Origin of the sequence: Pseudomonas guariconensis (assembly GCF_024127895.1) — a bacterium.
Classification (GTDB): Bacteria; Pseudomonadota; Gammaproteobacteria; order Pseudomonadales; family Pseudomonadaceae; genus Aquipseudomonas; species Aquipseudomonas guariconensis_B.
Genome location: NZ_JAMYBK010000007.1, coordinates 1 through 19,317, shown reverse-complemented (window position 1 = coordinate 19,317; position 19,317 = coordinate 1). Strand labels below are relative to the sequence as shown.

Genomic DNA, 19,317 nt, shown 5'->3' with positions numbered 1-19,317 from the left:
TTTAATGGATTGAATATGACTGAACAGCAACCTGTTGCAGTTCTGGGAGGCGGTAGCTTCGGTACCGCCGTGGCGAACCTGCTGGCGGAGAACGGTGTCCCGGTGCGGCAGTGGATGCGCGACCCGGAACAGGCCGAGGCCATGCGCCTGAACCGCGAGAACCCGCGCTACCTCAAGGGCATCCGCCTGCTGGAGGGCGTCGAGCCGGTCAATGACCTGCTGGCCACCCTGCAGGCCTGTGAACTGGTCTTCGTCGCCCTGCCATCCAGCGCCTTGCGCGTCGTGCTGGCGCCCCATGCCGAGCTGTTGCGTGGCAAATGCCTGGTCAGCCTGACCAAGGGCATCGAGGCGCAGAGCTTCAAGCTGATGAGCCAGATCCTCGAAGAGATCGCACCCCAGGCCCGCATCGGTGTGCTCTCAGGGCCGAACCTGGCCCGCGAGATCGCCGAGCATGCCCTGACCGCCACCGTGGTCGCCAGCGAGGACGAGGCGCTCTGCCAGCGCGTGCAGGCCGTCCTGCACGGGCGCACCTTCCGCGTCTACGCCAGTGCCGACCGCTTCGGCGTCGAGCTCGGCGGTGCGCTGAAGAACGTCTATGCGATCATCGCCGGCATGGCCGTGGCCCTGGGCATGGGCGAAAACACCAAGAGCATGCTGATTACCCGCGCCCTGGCGGAAATGACCCGCTTCGCCGTGAGCCTGGGCGCCAACCCCATGACCTTCCTCGGCCTCGCCGGCGTGGGCGACCTGATCGTCACCTGCTCCTCACCCAAGAGCCGCAACTACCAGGTCGGCCATGCCCTGGGCCAGGGCCTGACCCTGGAGCAGGCGGTCAGCCGCCTGGGCGAGGTGGCCGAGGGCGTCAACACCCTCAAGGTGCTCAAGGCCAAGGCCCAGCAGATGCAGGTCTACATGCCGCTGGTGGCGGGGCTGCACGCCATCCTGTTCGAGGGGCGCACGCTGAACCAGGTGATCGAGCACCTGATGCGTGCCGAGCCCAAGACCGATGTCGATTTCATTTCCACCAGCGGTTTCAACTGATCCGGAGCACGACATGAACGACACTGCCAACCGCGCCCAGCGCGAATCGATCATCCTGCGGGTGCTGTGGATGCTGGTTTTCCTGGTGATCTGGCAACTGGCCGAACTGTTGCTCGGTGGCCTGGTGCTGGTCCAGCTGATCTATCGCCTGATCTATGGCGCACCCAGCGCCAGCCTGATGAACTTCGGCGACAGCCTGAGCCAGTACCTGGCGCAGATTGGCCGCTTCGGCACCTTCCACAGCGACCAGAAACCCTGGCCGTTCGCCGACTGGCCGGCGCCACGCGCCCCTGAGGGCGAGACGCCGCATGCGGTGGCGCCGGCGGCGCATCCGGTACGCGACGAGGAGCCGAAGCTGTGAAGGTCTGGGTGCTGCGCCATGGCGAGGCCGAGCCGCGTGCCAACAGCGATGCCGAGCGGCGCCTGACCGCCCACGGCCGCGAGCAGGTCCTGCGCAGCGCTGCACGCCTACTGGGCCAGCCACTGCAGGCGATCCTTGCCAGCCCCTACGTGCGGGCGCAGCAGACCGCGGCGCTGGTGCACGAGGCCCTCGGTTTCGCCGAGCCGGTGCGCACCGTGCCCTGGCTCACGTCCGACCACGATGCCGGGCAGGTGATCGGCGAGCTGGAGCGCCTGGGGCTGGAGCAGGTGCTGCTGGTCAGCCACCAGCCGCTGGTGGGGACTTTGGTTGGCCTGTTGGAGCATGGCCATGGCCAGCAGCCGGCGCCGATGAGCACTGCCAGCCTGGCCGAGCTGGAGGGGGACTGGCCGCTGGCGGGGGTGATGACGTTGCGTGGCCTGTATCATCCTGGTTGAGGCTTGGCTATAGCGGCCCCAGCATTTGCCAAACCCAGCGCTGTAGAAGGGGTAGACCCTAAAGCGCGCTGGCGGTCCAGGCCGCAAATGACCTGATCGTCATGGGCGATGACCTTTCCGAACGTTGCCGCCCCGGCGCACCTTGCCGACAATGGGCCATCATCCCCCACGCGGTCCCGGCGGTCATGTCGCAGCAGATCTTCTTCGCCCACGCCAACGGCTTCCCTTCGGCCACTTACGGCAAGCTGTTCGCTGCCCTGGCGCCGGACTACCAGGTCCGGCACCTGGCGCAGCATGCCCACGACCCGCGCTTCCCGGTGAACGACAACTGGCAGAACCTGGTCGACGAACTGCTGCACCACCTAGCCCGCCAGGACCAGCCGGTATGGGGTGTCGGGCATTCCCTCGGCGGGGTGCTGCACCTGCATGCCGCCCTGCGTTGCCCACAGTACTACCGCGGCGTGGTGATGCTCGACTCGCCAGTGCTGACCCGCGCTGACCAGTGGCTGATCCGCGCAGCCAAGCGCTTCGGTTTCATCGACCGGATCACCCCGGCCGGCCGTACCCTGGGCCGACGCGAGGCCTTCGCCGACCGTGATAGCGCACGGGCCTACTTCGCCAGCAAGACATTGTTCCGGCACTTCGATCCCGAGTGCCTGGAGGCCTACCTGGAGCATGGCCTGCAGGCTGGCCAGGAGGGGCTGCACCTGCGCTTCGACCCCGCCACGGAGATCCGTATCTACCGCAGCATCCCCCATGTCAGCCCGGCACCGGCGCGTCAGTTGCAGGTGCCGTTGGCGATGGTCCGTGGCGATCGCAGCCGAGTGATCCGCCGCCATCACGCCCTGGCGGTGCGGGGCATGCCACGGGGCGAGTACCATTGTGTGCCGGGTGGGCACATGTTCCCGCTGGAGCGGCCAGACGATACCGCCAGCCTGATCAAGGGGCTGTTCGACCGCTGGAGCCAGGCATGAGCGCCCAGGTCGAGGAGATCCGCCTGAGCCTGGGCCATATCGAACTGGCGGCGCACCTGTTCGGCCCGGCCGATGGCGTGCCGGTGATCGCCCTGCATGGCTGGCTGGACAACGCCAACAGCTTCGTCCGCCTGGCGCCACGGTTGAAGGGCCTGCGCATCGTCGCCCTGGACCTGGCCGGGCACGGCTACTCCGAGCATCGTCCGCCCGGCGCCGGCTACGCCCTGGCCGACTATGCCCATGACGTGCTGCGGGTTGCCGAGCAACTGGGCTGGCCGCGTTTCGGCCTGCTCGGGCATTCGCTGGGGGCGATCATCTCGGTGCAGCTGGCCGGCGCCTTGCCGGAGCGGGTCAGCCACCTGGCGTTGATCGATGGCGTCCTCCCGCCCACGGCGGACGAGCAGGGCGCCGCCGAACGCCTGGGGATGGCGCTGCAGGCGCAACTGCGCCTGGAGGGCAAGCGCAAGTCGGTCTACGCGACCCTGGAAGAGGGTGTGCAGGCGCGGATGAAGGGCATGGTCGCGGTCAGCCGTGAAGCCGCCGAACTGCTCGCCCAGCGCGGCCTGATGCCGGTGCCGGGCGGCTACAGCTGGCGCAGCGACAGCCGCTTGACCTTGCCGTCGGCGGTGCGTTTGAACCACGCCCAGGCCATGGCCTTCGTGCAGCGGGTCAGTTGCCCGGTCTGCCTGGTGGTGGCCGCTGACGGCATGCTCGCTCGCCACACGGCGTTGCTGGAGCAGCTACCCTTTGAGCAGGCCATGCTACCCGGGGGCCATCACCTGCACCTGAACGACGAACAGGGGGCAGCCCTTGTTGCAGACTGTTTCAATCGCTTCTTCGGCTTTTCTTGACTTGCACCGGACAAGTGTCGAGGCTTGGCGGGTTGAACAGGGAGACAACCATACATGCCAGACATCCATGAGCTTTTCACCGGCGCCGCCTGCGGCAAGGGTGGCCGATGAGCGCGCGTGCACCCATTCGTACCTTCATCGTCGGCTGCCTGGGCTTCGCCAGCCCACTGCTGTGGGCCGCTAGCCTGCCGGTACCGGTGGATGCCAAGGTGGTCGACCAGCGCCCGGCGGTGGAGCAGGAGCGGGTCTACCCCATGGGAGGACTGCGCAGGATCAGTGGGCGGCTGCGGGTCGAGGAGAAGGTCGAGAGCCGTGGCCTGGTCAGTTCCGTCACCTACGAGCTGCCTGTCGAGCGCACCGCCCGCGAGGCGTTCACCAGTGCCCGCGAAGCCCTGCAGCGCGAGGGCGGCTATCCGCTGTTCTGGTGCCAGGGGCGTGACTGCGGCGAGGCCAGCCTGTGGGCCAACCAGGTGTTCGGCAATGCTCGCCTCAACGGCGGCGACGAGCAGCAGGCGTTCATCCTCCTGCGTCGCTCCGCCGAAGAGGCCGATACCCTGGTCGCGCTCTACAGCGTGACCCGTGGCAACCGCCGGGCCTACCTGCATGTCGAGGAGTTCGTCGCCAGCAGCCCGCTGGGCGAACTGCTGCCGACCCCGGCCACGGTGCTGCGCGAACTGCGCGACACCGGCAAGCTGGACTACCCTGATCTTGCCTCCCCGCAACCGGCCTGGGTGGCTTTGCTCGGGCGCAGCCTGAACCTGGACAGCACCCTGCGCGCCAGCCTCAGCGGCAGCGAGGCCGAGGCCTGGCGCGAGGAGCTGGTCAAGGCCGGCGTGCGCAGCGCCCGCCTGGAGGTGGGGGAGGCGACGACGACCGGGCTGCACCTGGAACTGATCCGTTGAGTGAGCGCCGGCATGGCCAACAATGACCGCCTGTTGATCCAGATCCTCCTGCTGGCCTTGCTGGGCGCCGGCCTGTGGGTGATGGCACCGTTCATCTCGGCGCTGCTCTGGGGCGCCATCCTGGCGTTCGCCAGCTGGCCGCTGATGCGTCTGCTCACCCGGGCGCTGGGTGGGCGCGAAACCCTTGCCGCCAGCCTGTTGACGGCGGCGTGGATTCTCGTGGTGGCCTTGCCCCTGGTGTGGCTGGGTTTCAACCTGGCCGACCATATCCGCGATGCCACCGCCTTCGTGCGGGACGTGCAGGTCGACGGCCTGCCTGATGCACCGGCCTGGCTGGGCAGTATCCCCTTCGTCGGCGAGCGCCTGGTCGGTTGGTGGGAGTCCCTCGACCAGCAAGGCGCGGCCCTGCTGGCCTCGGCCAAGCCCTACCTGGGCCAGGTGGGTAACTGGTTGCTGGCGCGCAGTGCGCAGATCGGCAGTGGTGTCCTCGAGCTGACCTTGAGCCTGGTCTTCGTGTTCTTCTTCTACCGTGACGGCCCGCGCCTGGCGGCCTTCGTCCTGCGCCTGCTGCAGCGGCTGATGGGCGAGCGCGCCGAGTACTACCTCGACCTGGTGGCCGCCACCGTGCAACGGGTGGTCAACGGCGTGATCGGCACCGCCGCGGCCCAGGGCCTGCTGGCGATGATCGGTTTCCTGATCGCCGGCGTGCCGGGGGCCATCGTCCTTGGCCTGGTCACCTTCATGCTCAGCCTGATCCCCATGGGCCCGCCGCTGGCCTGGATCCCCGCCACCGCCTGGCTGGCGTGGAAGGGCGAGTACGGCATGGCGGTGTTCCTCGGGATCTGGGGCACCTTCATCATCAGCGGCGTGGACAACGTGCTCAAGCCGTACCTGATCAGCCGTGGCGGCAACCTGCCGCTGGTGATCGTCCTGCTCGGCGTCTTCGGCGGCTTGATCGCCTTCGGTTTCATCGGCCTGTTCATCGGCCCGACCTTGTTGGCGGTGGGCTACAGCCTGCTGCTCGACTGGAGTCGCAACGTTGGGCAGCAAACACCGCAACGGTAAGCTGCAAGCTGCAAGCTGCAAGAAAAAGCGAGACCGAGTGAGCAACACGATCCGCTTTTGCTTGCAGCTTGAGGCTCTGAACTGCGCCGAAACCTTTACGCATTCTTTATGCCCTGAGACCCGCTCCGGCCTCGTTCCTTTACGCCCCGTTCTTCGACAATTTCCCTGAAGCGGCCGACGCCGCAAGAAGGGGAGATTCGCATGAACAGGCTCGATGAGGTGTCGCTGCTCCTGGCAGTGGCGTTGGCGGTGTACCTGCTGGTGGCGCTGCTGCGCGCCGATCGCGGCTAGGGGGCGGCCATGCACGGTCATGACTTCGCATTGCTGCTGGCCTTCTTCGCCATCGTGCTGCTGCCAGCGCCCTGGCTTGGGCGTTTCTACTACAAGGTGATGGAAGGCCAGCGCACCTGGCTGTCGCCGATCCTCGGCCCGTTGGAGCGGGCCTGTTACCGCCTGGCCGGGGTGCGTGCCGACCAGGAGCAGAACTGGAAGCAGTACGCCCTGGCCCTGCTGACCTTCAACCTGGTCGGCTTCGTGCTGTTGTTCGCCTTGTTGTCGCTACAGGGCCACCTGCCGCTCAACCCGCAGCACCTGCCCGGCCAGGAGTGGTCGCTGGCGTTCAACACCGCGGTGAGCTTCGTCACCAACACCAACTGGCAGGCCTACAGTGGCGAGACGTCGCTCAGCTACCTGAGCCAGATGCTCGGCCTGACCGTGCAGAACTTCGTCAGCGCGGCTACCGGCCTTGCCGTGCTGGTCGCCTTGTGCCGGGGGATCACCCGGCGTTCGGCTTCGACCCTGGGCAACTTCTGGGTCGACATGACCCGCGCCACCCTCTATGGCCTGCTGCCGTTATGCCTGCTGCTGGCACTGGCGCTGGTCTGGCAGGGCGTACCGCAGACCTTCGCCGACGCTGTTCAGGCCATGACCTTGCAAGGTCATGAGCAGACCATCCCCCTGGGGCCAGCCGCCAGCCAGATCGCCATCAAGCAGTTGGGTACCAACGGTGGTGGCTTCTTCGGCAGCAATTCGGCACATCCCTTCGAGAACCCCACGGCCTGGAGCAACCTGTTCGAGGTGGCCTCGATCATTCTCATCCCCGTGGCCCTGGTCTTCATGTTCGGCCACTACGTCAAGGACCTGCGCCAAAGCCGGGCGATCCTCGCCTGCATGCTTGCCCTGTTCCTGATGGGGGGCAGCGTCGCGCTGTGGTCCGAGCACCAGCCCAACCCGGCCCTGGACAGCGTCCAGGTGCAGCAGCAGGCACCGCTGGAAGGCAAGGAAAGCCGCGTCGGCATCACCGGCTCGGTACTCTGGACAGTGACCACCACCGCGGCTTCCAACGGCTCGGTCAACGCCATGCACGACAGCCTCAACCCGCTCACCGGCCTGGTGGCCATGCTCGACATGATGGTCGGCGAGGTGATCTTCGGCGGTGTCGGCGCAGGGCTGTACGGCATGTTGCTGTTCGTGTTGATCACGGTGTTCCTGGCCGGGCTGATGATCGGCCGCACGCCGGAGTACCTGGGCAAGAAGCTGCAGGCCCGCGAGGTGCAGTTGCTGGTGGCGAGCCTGCTGGTGATGCCGGTCGGCGTGCTGGTGCTGGGGGCGATCGCGGCGAGCCTGCCGAGCGCTGCCGGTGCGGTCAGCAACCCGGGCGCCCATGGCTTCAGCCAACTGCTGTATGCCTACACCTCCGGCACCGCCAACAACGGCTCGGCCTTCGCTGGCTTCGGCGCCAACACGGTCTTCCACAACCTGATGATCGGCCTGGCCATGCTCATCGGCCGCTTCGGCTACATCCTGCCGGTACTGGCCCTGGCCGGTAGCCTGGCGGCGAAGACGAGCGCGCCCCAGGGGCTGAACAGCTTCCCCACCCATGGCCCGCTGTTCGCCACCCTGCTGTTGCTGACCATCCTACTGGTGGGCGGCCTGACCTTCCTGCCAACCCTGGCCCTTGGGCCGATCGCCGAACACCTGAGCCTTGGTTTCTGAGGAACGCACCATGAACATGCCCATTTCTGAAGTGAAAGCGCAGCGTGGCGGGGCGGATCACACCCGTTTTTCCGCGCTCTGGCGCCCGGCCCTGGTGCAGGCGTTCCTCAAACTCGACCCCCGCCAGCTCAAGCGCTCGCCGGTGATGTTGGTGGTGGCCCTGACGGCCACCCTCACCAGCGTACTGTGCGCCGTGCCTGGCAGCGGTGTCGGTACTGGCGTGGCGCTGCAGATCACCTTGTGGCTGTGGTTCACGGTATTGTTCGCCAACTTCGCCGAGGCGCTGGCCGAAGGCCGTGGCAGGGCCCGTGCCGACAGCCTCAAGGCGGGCAGCCAGGGCATGAGTGCCCGGCGCCGCACCGCCAGCGGCGATTTCGAACAGGTATCGGCCAGCGAATTGCGCAAGGACGATGTGGTCAAGGTGCTGGCCGGTGAGCTGATCCCCGGCGATGGCGAAGTGCTCGAGGGCATCGCCGCGGTCAACGAGGCCGCCATCACCGGCGAGTCCGCCCCGGTGATCCGCGAGTCCGGGGGCGACCGCTCGGCGGTGACCGGTAACACCCGCCTGGTTTCCGACTGGCTGCTGGTGCGCATCACCAGCAACCCCGGCGAGTCGACCCTGGACCGCATGATCGCCCTGGTCGAAGGTGCCAAGCGGCAGAAGACGCCCAACGAGATCGCCCTGGACATTCTGCTGATCGGCCTCACCCTGATCTTTCTGATCGTGGTGGTGACCCTGCAGCCATTCGCGCATTTCGCCGGCGGCAGCCTGCCGCTGATCTTCCTCGCCGCCTTGTTGGTGACTTTGATACCGACCACGATCGGCGGCCTGCTCTCGGCCATCGGCATCGCCGGCATGGACCGCCTGGTCCGGTTGAACGTCATCGCCCGTTCCGGCCGCGCCGTGGAGGCCGCCGGCGACGTGCACACGCTGATGCTCGACAAGACCGGCACCATCACCTTCGGCAACCGCCGTTGCAGCGCCGTGCACCCCGCGCCGGGCGTCAGCGCCCGCGAGCTGGGGGAGGGTGCCTTGCTCGCCTCGCTGGCCGACGACACCGCCGAGGGCAAGTCGATCGTCGAGTACCTGCGCCAGCGGCAGGACGTGATCGAGCCGCCTGGCGAGCAGCCGTTCGAACCGATCGCCTTCAGCGCCGAAACCCGCCTGTCGGGCGTCGATTTCCAGCAGCGCCGCTATCGCAAGGGCGCCGTCGACGCGGTACTGGCCTTCGTGGGTTTGCCACGCGAGGAAATGCCGGTGCCCCTGGCCCGTGAAATCGAGCGCATCGCCCAGGGTGGCGGTACGCCGTTGCTGGTCTGCCTCGACACGCGCCTGTTGGGGGTGATCCACCTCAAGGATGTGGTCAAGCCCGGTATCCGCGAGCGCTTCGCCGAGTTGCGCAAACTTGGCATCCGTACCGTGATGGTGACGGGCGACAACCCGCTGACTGCCGCCGCCATCGCAGCCGAGGCGGGCGTGGACGATGTGCTGGCCGAGGCCACGCCGGAGAAGAAGCTGGCGCGCATCCGCCAGGAGCAGAACGAAGGCCGTCTGGTAGCCATGTGCGGCGACGGCGCCAACGACGCCCCGGCACTGGCCCAGGCCGATGTCGGCATGGCCATGAACGATGGCACCCAGGCAGCCCGCGAGGCGGCCAACATGGTCGACCTGGACAGCGACCCGACCAAGCTGCTGGATGTGGTCCAGGTGGGCAAGGAGCTGCTGGTTACCCGCGGCGCACTGACCACCTTCTCCATCGCCAACGACGTGGCCAAGTACTTCGCCATCCTGCCGGCGCTGTTCGCCTCGATCCACCCACAACTGGGCGTGCTCAACCTGATGCACCTGGCCAGCCCACGGAGCGCGATCCTCTCGGCGATCGTGTTCAACGCGCTGATCATCATCGTGCTGATCCCGCTGGCCCTGCGCGGTGTGCGGGTACAGGCGGCGAGCGCGGCGCACCTGTTGCGGCGCAACCTGCTGATCTACGGCATGGGTGGGATCATCGTGCCGTTCGCCGGCATCAAGCTGATCGACCTCTTGCTCAATGCCTTGCACCTGGTTTGAAGGAGATGAACATGAACCCTTGTGTACGCCCAGCCGTGAGCCTGATCCTGCTGATGAGCCTGGTCACCGGCGTGCTCTACCCCTTGCTGGTGACCGGCATCGCCCAGGCCGCCTTCCCCGGGCAAGCCAACGGCAGCCTGGTCCGCGACGAGCAGGGCCGGGTGCGCGGTTCGCTGCTGATCGCCCAGGGTTTCACGGGGGATGCCTGGTTCCAGGCACGCCCTTCGGCGGCCGGCTATGCCACGCTCCCCAGCGGTGCCAGCAACCTGTCGCCCAGCAACCCAGCACTGGCCGAGCGGGTCCGGGCCGATGCCGGTGCGCTGTACCAGGCGCAGCAGGGGCCGGTGCCCCTGGCGCTGCTGACCACCTCCGGCAGCGGCCTGGACCCGCACCTGCCGCCCGAGGCGATCGCCTACCAACTCCCTCGTGTGGCGGCGGCGCGCCAGGTTGCGGTGGAGCGCTTGCAAGTGCTGGTGGATGAGGCCACCCTGCAGCCATTGGTCGGCCCGCCGGTGGTCAACGTGCTGGCTCTGAACCAGGCCTTGGAACGCCTGGCGCCAGTTGGCGACAATGCCGGACGTTGATGTTGGGGCCGCGAAGCAGGCCCAGGACTCCTGATCGCCGTACACGTAAAGGATGCAACATGAGTGATTCCGCCCGCGCCGATGCGCTGCTGGCGAGCCTGCCGCGCGAGGGGCGCGGCAAGCTCAAGGTGTTTCTCGGGGCCGCGCCCGGTGTGGGCAAGACCTACGCCATGCTGCAGGCTGCACATGCCCAGCAGCGCCAGGGGGTACGGGTGCTGGCCGGGGTCGTCGAGACCCACGGCCGCGCCGAGACCGAGGCGCTGCTCGGCGGCCTGGCGCAGCAACCCTTGCTACGCAGCGAATACCGTGGGGTGATCCTCGAGGAAATGGATCTGGACGGCTTGCTCGAGGTCGCTCCCTCCCTCGTGTTGGTCGATGAACTGGCGCACACCAATGCCCCGGGCAGCCGTCATGCCAAGCGCTGGCAGGATGTCCAGGAGTTGCTGGGCAGCGGCATCGACGTGTACACCACGGTCAACGTCCAGCACCTGGAGAGCCTCAACGACAAGGTGCGCGACATCACCGGCGTGCAGGTGCGCGAGACCGTACCGGACTGGGTCCTGCAGGAGGCCTTCGAGCTGGTGCTGATCGACCTGCCGCCGCGCGAGCTGCTCGAGCGCTTGCGCGAGGGCAAGGTCTATGTGCCGGAGCAGGCGCGGGCGGCGATCGATGCCTTCTTCTCCCAGACCAACCTCACCGCCCTGCGCGAACTGGCCATGCAGACCGCCGCGGCCCAGGTCGATGCCGACCTGGCCCACGGCTATCGCCAGCGTGGCCAGGAGGCACCGGCCCTGCGCGGGCGTCTGCTGGTCGGTGTCGACAGCGACGACCAGGCCGAGCGCCTGGTGCGCCATGCCAGCCGGGTGGCGCAACGCCGCCACCTGCCCTGGAGCATGGTCCATGTGGACAGCGGCCGCCTGCGCGACGAAACCGCGCGCCAGTGCTTGCAGGCGGCCCAGCAACTGGCCGAACGCCTGGGGGGCGAGGTGGTGGTGCTGCGTGGGGGCGAAGTGGCGCGAACCCTCATCCAGCATGCCACCGAGCGTCGGGCCAGCCTGGTGTTGGTGGGGCAATCCCGCAATCGCCTGCGACGACGCTTCTTCGGGGCCGGTGTGGCAGCGCGCTTGTTGCGCGAAAGCCATGGCCTGGAGATCAACGTGCTCGACCGCGATGAACAACCGCAGCCGGTGCGGGTGGCGGTCAAACGGGTCTGGGCCTGGCGTCACTACGTGCTGGCGCTACTGGCCACCGCGCTGGCCTCTGGCCTGGCGTGGGCGGTGTCGAGCGTGCTGGCCTTGCCCAACATTTCCCTGGTGTTCCTCGCCGCGGTGCTGATGGTGGCGGTGCGCAGCAGCCTGGGCCCGGCCCTGGTGTGCGCGGCGCTGTCGTTCCTGGCCTACGCCTTCTTGTTCATTCCACCGAACTTCTCCTTGAGCATCCAGCGCGAAGAGGACGTGCTGACCTTGATGTTCTTCCTGTTCATGGCCGCGCTGACCGGCAACCTGGCCACGCGCCAGCGCCGCCAGTTGCAGGCCCTGCGCGAAACCCAGGCCGAGACCAGCCAATTGCTCGAGCTGTCGCGGCGATTGACCGTGGCCACCGACCGCCAGGCGGTCTTCAACGCCGCCGGCCAGCACTTGGGCGGCTGGCAGGACGTGCAGGTGTGCCTGTTGGAGCGCGACGGCGAAGGATTGCTGCGGGTAGCCGGCGGCCAGGCGTCGTCATTCACCGACAACGAACGCGCCGCTGCCGAGTGGGCCTGGCAGCATGGCCAGGCCGCCGGCCATGGCAGCGACACCTTGCCCCATGGCCGCTGGTGGTGGTGGCCGTTGTCGGTGGAGGCGCAGCCGTTGGCCCTGCTCGGCGTGCTGCCGCGTTCCGGCGAACCGTTGAGCGCCCAGCGCCGGCGACTGCTCATGGCCCTTGGCGAGCCGCTGGCCCAGGCGCTGGCGCGGGCCAGGCTGGCCGAGCAGCTGGAGGCGGCGCGGCTGCAGGGCGAAACCGAGCAACTGCGCAGCGCCTTGCTGGCCTCCGTCTCCCACGACCTGCGCACGCCCCTGACGGCCATGCGCGGCAGTATCGACAGCCTGCTCGCCCTGGGTGACGCGATCTCCCCCGATGACCGCCGGGACTTGCTGGAAGGCACTCGCAACGAGGCCGAGCGCCTGGACCGCTACATCCAGAACCTGCTGGACATGACCCGCCTGGGCCATGGCGGCCTGAAGCTCGCCCGTGACTGGGTCGCACCGGCGGACATCGTCGGCAGCGCACTGAATCGCCTGCGTGTGGTGCTGGCGCCGTTGCGCGTGCACACCGAGGTGCCCGCCGAGCTGCCGTTGCTGTTCGTGCACGCGGCGTTGATCGAGCAGGCGCTGGTCAACGTGCTGGAGAATGCCGCGCGCTTCTCGCCGGCCAAGGGGCGCCTGGAGCTGCGGGTCACGACGCAGGACGAGCAGTTGTGTTTCGCTGTCAGCGACCAGGGGCCGGGCATCCCGGCGGCCGAGCGGGAAAAGATCTTCGACATGTTCTACACCGCGGCGCGTGGTGACCGGGGAGGGCAAGGCACCGGCTTGGGCTTGGCCATCTGCCAAGGCATGATCGGTGCCCATGGCGGGCGGATCCTGGTCGGCGAAGGCATCGATGGCCAGGGCACCTGCATCACTCTATGCTTGCCGTTGCCCACTCAACCTGAGCCTGAACGCGAAACCCCATGAGCCAGCCCGCCACCCTCCTGGTCATCGACGACGAGCCGCAGATCCGCAAGTTCCTGCGTATCAGCCTGGTGTCCCAGGGCTACAAGGTGATCGAAGCCGCCACCGGTGGCGAGGGTTTGGCCCAGGCCGCCCTCGCGCGGCCTGACTTGGTGGTGCTGGACTTGGGGTTGCCGGACATGGACGGCCAGCAGGTCTTGCGCGAGCTACGCGAGTGGAGTGCGGTGCCGGTGATGGTGCTGTCGGTGCGGGCCAGCGAGGTGCAGAAGGTCGATGTCCTGGACGGTGGGGCCAATGACTATGTGACCAAGCCGTTTGGCATCCAGGAGTTCCTTGCGCGCATCCGCGCCTTGCTTCGCCACGCCCCGCAAACCGGTGCCGTGGAACCGGTAGCGAGCTTCGGCCCGCTGACCGTGGATTTCGCCTACCGCAAAGTGATGCTCGACGGCGTCGAGGTGCCCCTGACCCGCAAGGAGTACGCCTTGCTGGCACAACTGGCGGCGCATCCCGGGCGGGTGATCACCCAGCAGCAACTGCTCAAGGACATCTGGGGGCCGACTCATGTGGACGATACCCACTACCTGCGGATCGTCGTGGCGCATGTGCGGCAGAAGCTCGGCGATGACCCGACCGCGCCCCGCTTCATCATCACCGAGGCAGGGGTGGGCTATCGGTTGGTGGCGCCTGGGTAGCCGTGAGGTCCAGGCTGAAGTCGCCTGGCTTCATCGACCCACTGGAGCTGTGGGATGTACTGCCGCGCAGAGAACATACGGCTGGCGAAGGGCCCAGTGCAGGCTGTGTACGCGTATTCTGGGTGAGTTGAGCAGCCAAGCTTTTCCAGATTTCGCGTAGAAGCGCGATCCTGAAAAAGCATTGGAGGTTTTCACACAGCCTGTGTGGGAGCGGGCTTGCCCGCGATCACCGACGAAGTCGGTGCCATACACCCCGGTGCTTATTTCGTGGAGCCTGCACGGTGCCGAAGTGATTTTTGGCCTAGACATGGCTCAGGGTTCTGTTTGCAGGATGACTTCGAGCAGGCCTTGCGGAACAGCCTCGGGGTCGTGCTTTCGAGCGGCCAACAGGAAACGTTCGAGCAACTCATCTTTTTCGAAGCGCGTTCCTGGTGGGCACGTCAGTGCGGCGTAGGGCGTTTTCATCAACGGGTGATCGATGAACGGGTTGGCCAGCCCCAAAGAGCGGCGCAGGTTGAGGATGGCCAGGATTTCAGCGGGGTAGACCGCCTCGAAGGGGGAGCCGAATTCGAAGTTGCCGGAGTCGAGCTCGCGGGAGGTCAGGGCGATGCGCTCGACATGGGTATCGCAGGCGGTGAGTAGAACGGGGAGCAGCTTCTCGGGATCGGGCTCGCGCCAGTGGGCGACCAGTTGGCCCCAGGCGGGGTCGCGGGGTAGGGCATGTTTATCGAGGTCGAGCGGTTTGCCGAGCCAGTTGCCGATGATGGTCAGGCCGAATGCGGCGTAGCGCAGGGTGGTGCCGATGGGTAAGTTGTGACCGTCACGAACCCCGTAGCCGTTCTCAAGGCCAGCGAAAACAGCCCGGTGGAAGGGCTCGATCAGACTGAATTGGCCTGTGGCTAATGCACATAGCATTATGAGAGTAATGCCATCTAAATCGTCAAAGCTTATATTTCGAGTGCCTTGGAGTCTCTTGATTAGTATCGAGTCGGCGGCCACTAATATTCTGGTGCCCGCGGCTATCTGTTTTGTTGATGTTGTTGTGGATGAGTTGGAAGGTGTTTGAAAAGCTTTTCCGATCTGGTTCATGCCAATCATGAAAAATTCGTCGGCCGCAATTCCGACGGAACCGCCGTACTCTACGTAGGTCGTGATGTTATTGATATCTTGGGGAAGCTCGCTAAGTGCCCAGGAGTGGATTGTGTTCAGGCTTTTTATAAGGCGTGCTTGTGGTTCTCTAATCATGTGAAGTCCATTTTTGAGCTGTATTTCGGTTGCATTTTCTGTCAGGGGTGGTTGTCTATTGGTGTTAAATAATACTTGTGCGTTATTTATGAGATTTTGTTGTCGATTAATTGTCATGTATTGTTTTTAACTTGGAGGCAAAGGCGAGGTCGGCTTGCATTAATGTCTCTGCTTTCCATCCTTGGTGCTGCTTACTTATTAAGTCTTTGATACGTTGCAACCTCTCAGCGCCTCCGACCGCCTGGGTCTTCAGAAACCAGGTGTCTTGCTTTTCCCCAGCGTCGTCTTCACCTCGATTACCAACAACGTTCCTTCTTCAAACCGCATCTCTTCCACCGGCGCCGAGTTCAGCTTGCCGAGTTCATTTGCAGTGCGGCTTCATAGAAACCGTCTGGGACATCCTCGGGGTCGTACTTTCGAGCAGCCAACAGGAAGCGTTCGAGCAGCTCATCTTTTTCGAATCGCGTTCCTGGCGGGCAGGTCAGTGCGGCGTAGGGCGTTTTCATCAAGGGATGATCGATGAAAGGGGTGGCCAGCCCCAAAGAGCGGCGCAGGTTGAGGATGGCCAGGATTTCAGCGGGGTAGACCGCCTCGAAGGGGGAGCCGAATTCGAAGTTGCCGGAGTCGAGTTCGCGGGAGGTCAGGGCGATGCGCTCGACATGGGTATCGCAGGCGGTGAGTAGAACGGGAAGCAGTTTCTCGGGATTGGGTTCGCGCCAGTGGGTGACCAGTTGGTCCCAGGCTGGGTCACGGGGTAGGGCATGTTTGTCGAGGTCGAGCGGTTTGCCGAGCCAGTCGCCGATGATGGTCAGGCCGAAGGCGGCGTAGCGCAGGGTGGTGCCGAGGGGTAAGTTGTGACCATCACGAACGCCGTAGCCGTTCTCAAGGCCAGCGAAAACAGCCCGGTGGAAGGGCTCGATCAGACTGAACTGGCCTGTGGCCAATGTACAAAACATGAGTTGGGTGATGCCATCTAAGCTTTCAGTTGCCCACCGTTGAGTGCCTTTTCTGGTTTGAATCAATATGCTATCAGCCAGCAGCATTTTTATGATTCCTGAGCCCAAATAGCTGGTGGCTATGTAGCATGGTCCCTCTGGCGCAAGTGCCAAGGCTTTGCCAATCGAATTCATGCCAGCTCTGAAAAGTTGCTTGCACGCAACGCCTACCGTTCCTCCGTACTCGATATATGAGTTTAATAAGATTTCGTTAACTGATAAATCATGGGTTGCCCACTCTGGAAGGGACTTGAGGCTGGCCTTGAGTCGGTCTTTTCGATTGCTGCTCATCGCTAGTTCCAAATGTTTAGTTGAATGCCTGGAGTATTGCCCATCAGGACGCGAGGGTGGCCTTTCGTGTCAAAGAATACCTGTGCATGAAGGAAGAAGGCTTTTCCTGTCTCGATACTTTCATCAATGGCCTGTATTTTGGCTTCGAAGACAGGGTCTGTATTTTTCAGGATCGCTTCATCCCACCCTTGCTGTTTGTGTTCTAGAAGTTGTTGGATTCTCTCCAAGTTGATCGCGCCGCCTTTAGCCTGTGTAGGTAAAAACCCAGGCGTCTTGCTTTTCCCCAGCGTCGTCTTCACCTCGATCACCAACAACGTTCCTTCTTCAAACCGCATCTCTTCCACCGGCGCTAAGTTCAGCTTTGCAGCACGGCTTCATAGAAACCGTCTGGAACATCCTCGGGGTCGTACTTTCGAGCGGCCAACAGGAAGCGTTCGAGCAGCTCATCTTTTTCGAATCGCGTTCCTGGCGGGCAGGTCAGTGCGGCGTAGGGCGTTTTCATCAAGGGATGATCGATGAGAGGGTTGGTCAGCCCCAAGGAGCGGCGCAGGTTGAGGATGGCCAGGATTTCGGCGGGATAGACCGCTTCGAAGGGGGAGCCGAATTCGAAGTTGCCGGAGTCGAGTTCGCGGGAGGTCAGGGCGATGCGCTCGACATGGGTATCGCAGGCGGTGAGTAGAACGGGGAGCAGCTTCTCGGGATTGGGTTCGCGCCAGTGGGCGACCAGTTGGCCCCAGGCTGGGTCACGGGGTAGGGCATGTTTGTCGAGGTCGAGCGGTTTGCCGAGCCAGTCGCCGATGATGGTCAGGCCGAAGGCGGCGTAGCGCAGGGTGGTGCCGAGGGGTAAGTTGTGGCCATCACGAACGCCGTAGCCATTTTCAAGTGCGGTGAATATGACTTTACGTATTGGCGCAATCAGTTCGAATTGACCAGTGGCAAGAGCACACAGCATTAGGAGAGTGATATCGTCCAGTACAGCGATGTCTTCGTCTTGAGTTTCCCTCAATCGCTGAATGAGGATCGTATCAGCCACCAGCATTTCGCGGACTGCCCATGCTAGGCTTTTTTGTGCAGCCAAGCTGGAACCATTGGCTGCAAGCAGAAGGCCATTGCCGATATTTATCATTCCGGTAGAGAATAGCTCTCTGCAAGCTCTATAGAGACTTCCAGAGCCTTCGATGTAGTCAGCTATTAGGTGTTCTTTACTTGGGAAGTTGTCCGCAGCCCATGTTGGTGTGTTGGTCAAGCTCCTTTTTAGGCGCATGGGGATGTCTGTGCTCATGTTAGTTCCAATTGTTTAGTTGAATATTTGTAGTATTCGCTGATAGGCCGCTTAAGGTGCCTTTGCTGTTAAAGAATATTTGCGCATGTATGTATTTGATTTTTTCTCTTCAAGGGCATTGTCTATGGCTGCTAACTTAGAGGTGAAGATAGGGTCTAGATTTATTAAGTGGGATGGATTCCAACCTTGGGCTTTATTGTGTATGAGGCGCTGAATGCGCTTGATGTTGATACTCCCCCCATTTTGTTGGGTTTTGAGAAACCCAGGCGTCTTGCTTTTCCCCTGCGTCGTCTTCACCTCGATCACCAACAACGTTCCTTCTTCAAACCGCATCTCTTCCACCGGCGCCACCCCTTCAATCCATCGATGTGATGGCGCATTTCATTGGTCGTCGGATTCCTCACTCAGCTTGCCGTGTTCGTTTGCAGCACGGCTTCGTAGAGACCCTCCGGAACAGCCTCGGGATCGTATTTTCGAGCGGCCAACAGGAAACGTTCGAGCAGCTCATCTTTTTCGAAGCGCGTTCCTGGTGGGCACGTCAGTGCGGCGTAGGGCGTTTTCATCAACGGGTGATCGATGAACGGGTTGGCTAGCCCCAAAGAGCGACGCAGGTTGAGGATGGCCAGGATTTCGGCGGGGTAGACCGCTTCGAAGGGGGAGCCGAATTCGAAGTTGCCGGAGTCGAGTTCGCGGGAGGTCAGGGCGATGCGCTCGACATGGGTATCGCAGGCGGCGAGTAGAACGGGGAGCAGTTTCTCGGGATCGGGCTCGCGCCAGTGGGCGACCAGTTGGCCCCAGGCGGGGTCGCGGGGTAGGGCATGTTTGTCGAGGTCGAGCGGTTTGCCGAGCCAGTCGCCGATGATGGTCAGGCCGAAGGCGGCGAAGCGTAGGCGGGTGCCGATGGGTAAGTTGTGACCGTCACGAACGCCGTAGCCGTTCTCAAGGCCAGCGAAAACAGCCCGGTGGAAGGGCTCGATCAGACTGAATTGGCCTGTGGCTAATGCACATAGCATCACGTGAGTGACACAGTCCAAATCTTCCGTAGCTACTCTATGCGTTCCCTGAAGTCTCGTTATCAGTATTGCATCGGCCACTAGAGTCATTGTGAAGCCCGAAGATAATAAATTTGTTGATTCTATTCTGTAGGCGTTTGTCGGAGCTCGTAAGGCTTTCCCTGTTTTAGTCATGCCGAGCTTAAAGAGCTCATTGCATGCCTTTCCTAGGGAATTGTCGCCATCTATGTAAGATGTGATGTTTTTGTCGTTCAACGGGAGCTCGCTCAAGGACCAAGAATGTATTGCTCTAAGGCTTTTATTTAAACGGCTGGATGATTTTGGTTTCATGTTAATTCCAGTGATTAAGCTGAATTCCAGTGTTGTTTCCTGCTAGATGATTTGGTTGGCCTTTATGGTTTAAGAATACCTGGGCGTGTAGGTATGAGATTTTTCCGTCAAATAATTTGTCTTCAATTATCTGTAGCTTAGATACGAAAGCTGGGTCTTCTGTTTTCAAGGTTTCAGTTTTCCAACCTTGGCGTTGTCTTGATATGAGGCCGTGGATACGTTGCAAATTCTCAGCGCCTCCTACCGCTTGGGTCTTCAGAAACCCAGGCGTTTTGCTTTTCCCCAGGGTCGTCTTCACCTCGATCACCAACAACGTTCCTTCTTCAAACCGCATCTCTTCCACCGGCGCCATTCCCTTCAAACCATCGATGTGATGACGCATAGCCTGGGTAGTCGGATTCCTCACCTTCATCGACGGTGGTGGCGGCACATACACCAACATGTCGATCCCATGGTCGCTCT

General features: G+C 63.5%; 19 protein-coding genes and 1 pseudogene. 13 read left to right on the top strand and 7 right to left on the bottom strand.

Annotation, left to right across the window (positions count from 1 at the left end; all coding sequences use genetic code 11):
• Positions 1–15 precede the first annotated feature (15 nt).
• The 13 genes from NJF35_RS10360 (at position 16) to NJF35_RS10300 (ending at position 13,699) form a co-directional block, all read left to right on the top strand.
• Complete coding sequence (locus NJF35_RS10360; protein ID WP_225790401.1) at positions 16–1,041, top strand: NAD(P)H-dependent glycerol-3-phosphate dehydrogenase; 1,026 nt, start codon at positions 16–18, stop codon at positions 1,039–1,041.
• A gap of 13 nt (positions 1,042–1,054) precedes the next feature.
• Complete coding sequence (locus NJF35_RS10355) at positions 1,055–1,402, top strand: DUF4389 domain-containing protein (protein ID WP_225790402.1); 348 nt, start codon at positions 1,055–1,057, stop codon at positions 1,400–1,402.
• Positions 1,399–1,857 carry a phosphohistidine phosphatase SixA gene (sixA, locus tag NJF35_RS10350; RefSeq protein WP_253081567.1) on the top strand — a complete coding sequence of 153 codons (459 nt, stop codon included), beginning with the start codon at positions 1,399–1,401 and terminating at the stop codon, positions 1,855–1,857. Before NJF35_RS10355 ends, sixA begins: the two co-directional genes overlap by 4 nt.
• 185 nt (positions 1,858–2,042) lie before the next feature.
• Positions 2,043–2,831: an alpha/beta fold hydrolase gene (locus tag NJF35_RS10345; protein WP_253091024.1), complete on the top strand. Its 789-nt coding sequence runs from the start codon at positions 2,043–2,045 to the stop codon at positions 2,829–2,831.
• Entirely contained in the window at positions 2,828–3,682 is an 855-nt protein-coding gene (locus NJF35_RS10340; RefSeq protein ID WP_225790404.1) for an alpha/beta hydrolase, read from the top strand. Before NJF35_RS10345 ends, NJF35_RS10340 begins: the two co-directional genes overlap by 4 nt.
• 107 nt (positions 3,683–3,789) lie before the next feature.
• Entirely contained in the window at positions 3,790–4,584 is a 795-nt protein-coding gene (locus NJF35_RS10335) for a DUF4892 domain-containing protein (RefSeq protein ID WP_225790405.1), read from the top strand.
• A 12-nt stretch (positions 4,585–4,596) separates the two neighbouring features.
• Complete coding sequence (locus NJF35_RS10330) at positions 4,597–5,649, top strand: AI-2E family transporter (RefSeq protein WP_225790406.1); 1,053 nt, start codon at positions 4,597–4,599, stop codon at positions 5,647–5,649.
• A gap of 201 nt (positions 5,650–5,850) precedes the next feature.
• Entirely contained in the window at positions 5,851–5,940 is a 90-nt protein-coding gene (kdpF, locus tag NJF35_RS10325; RefSeq protein WP_225790407.1) for a K(+)-transporting ATPase subunit F, read from the top strand.
• A 9-nt stretch (positions 5,941–5,949) separates the two neighbouring features.
• Positions 5,950–7,644, top strand: a complete 1,695-nt coding sequence (gene kdpA / locus NJF35_RS10320) for a potassium-transporting ATPase subunit KdpA (RefSeq protein ID WP_253090999.1) — start codon at positions 5,950–5,952, stop codon at positions 7,642–7,644.
• A gap of 10 nt (positions 7,645–7,654) precedes the next feature.
• Positions 7,655–9,712, top strand: coding sequence for a potassium-transporting ATPase subunit KdpB (gene kdpB, locus NJF35_RS10315; RefSeq protein ID WP_253090998.1), 2,058 nt, complete (start codon positions 7,655–7,657; stop codon positions 9,710–9,712).
• 11 nt (positions 9,713–9,723) lie between these two features.
• On the top strand, positions 9,724–10,296 hold the full coding sequence (gene kdpC / locus NJF35_RS10310; RefSeq protein ID WP_225790410.1) for a potassium-transporting ATPase subunit KdpC: 573 nt from the start codon (positions 9,724–9,726) through the stop codon (positions 10,294–10,296).
• Positions 10,297–10,355: 59 nt separating this feature from the next.
• Positions 10,356–13,010 (top strand): sensor histidine kinase, encoded by a 2,655-nt coding sequence (locus tag NJF35_RS10305; protein ID WP_253090997.1) that lies wholly within the window; start codon positions 10,356–10,358, stop codon positions 13,008–13,010.
• Positions 13,007–13,699, top strand: a complete 693-nt coding sequence (locus tag NJF35_RS10300) for a response regulator (protein ID WP_253090996.1) — start codon at positions 13,007–13,009, stop codon at positions 13,697–13,699. Before NJF35_RS10305 ends, NJF35_RS10300 begins: the two co-directional genes overlap by 4 nt.
• A 312-nt stretch (positions 13,700–14,011) precedes the next feature.
• Here the strand turns inward: NJF35_RS10300 and NJF35_RS10295 are convergent, their stop codons facing one another.
• The 7 genes and pseudogenes from NJF35_RS10295 to NJF35_RS10265 all read right to left on the bottom strand — a co-directional run.
• Complete coding sequence (locus NJF35_RS10295) at positions 14,012–14,944, bottom strand: hypothetical protein (RefSeq protein WP_225790413.1); 933 nt, start codon at positions 14,942–14,944, stop codon at positions 14,012–14,014.
• A 347-nt stretch (positions 14,945–15,291) separates the two neighbouring features.
• Positions 15,292–16,230 (bottom strand): hypothetical protein, encoded by a 939-nt coding sequence (locus NJF35_RS10290; RefSeq protein ID WP_253090995.1) that lies wholly within the window; start codon positions 16,228–16,230, stop codon positions 15,292–15,294.
• A gap of 2 nt (positions 16,231–16,232) precedes the next feature.
• A complete protein-coding gene (locus NJF35_RS10285; RefSeq protein WP_225790415.1) occupies positions 16,233–16,565 on the bottom strand; it encodes a hypothetical protein in 333 nt (110 codons plus the stop codon).
• A gap of 20 nt (positions 16,566–16,585) precedes the next feature.
• Positions 16,586–17,512, bottom strand: coding sequence for a hypothetical protein (locus NJF35_RS10280; protein ID WP_225790416.1), 927 nt, complete (start codon positions 17,510–17,512; stop codon positions 16,586–16,588).
• A 51-nt stretch (positions 17,513–17,563) separates the two neighbouring features.
• On the bottom strand, positions 17,564–17,863 hold the full coding sequence (locus NJF35_RS10275) for a hypothetical protein (protein ID WP_225790417.1): 300 nt from the start codon (positions 17,861–17,863) through the stop codon (positions 17,564–17,566).
• Between the two features lie 53 nt (positions 17,864–17,916).
• Complete coding sequence (locus NJF35_RS10270) at positions 17,917–18,780, bottom strand: hypothetical protein (RefSeq protein ID WP_225790418.1); 864 nt, start codon at positions 18,778–18,780, stop codon at positions 17,917–17,919.
• 76 nt (positions 18,781–18,856) lie between these two features.
• Positions 18,857–19,317: pseudogene (locus NJF35_RS10265) on the bottom strand (hypothetical protein); the annotation flags it as partial.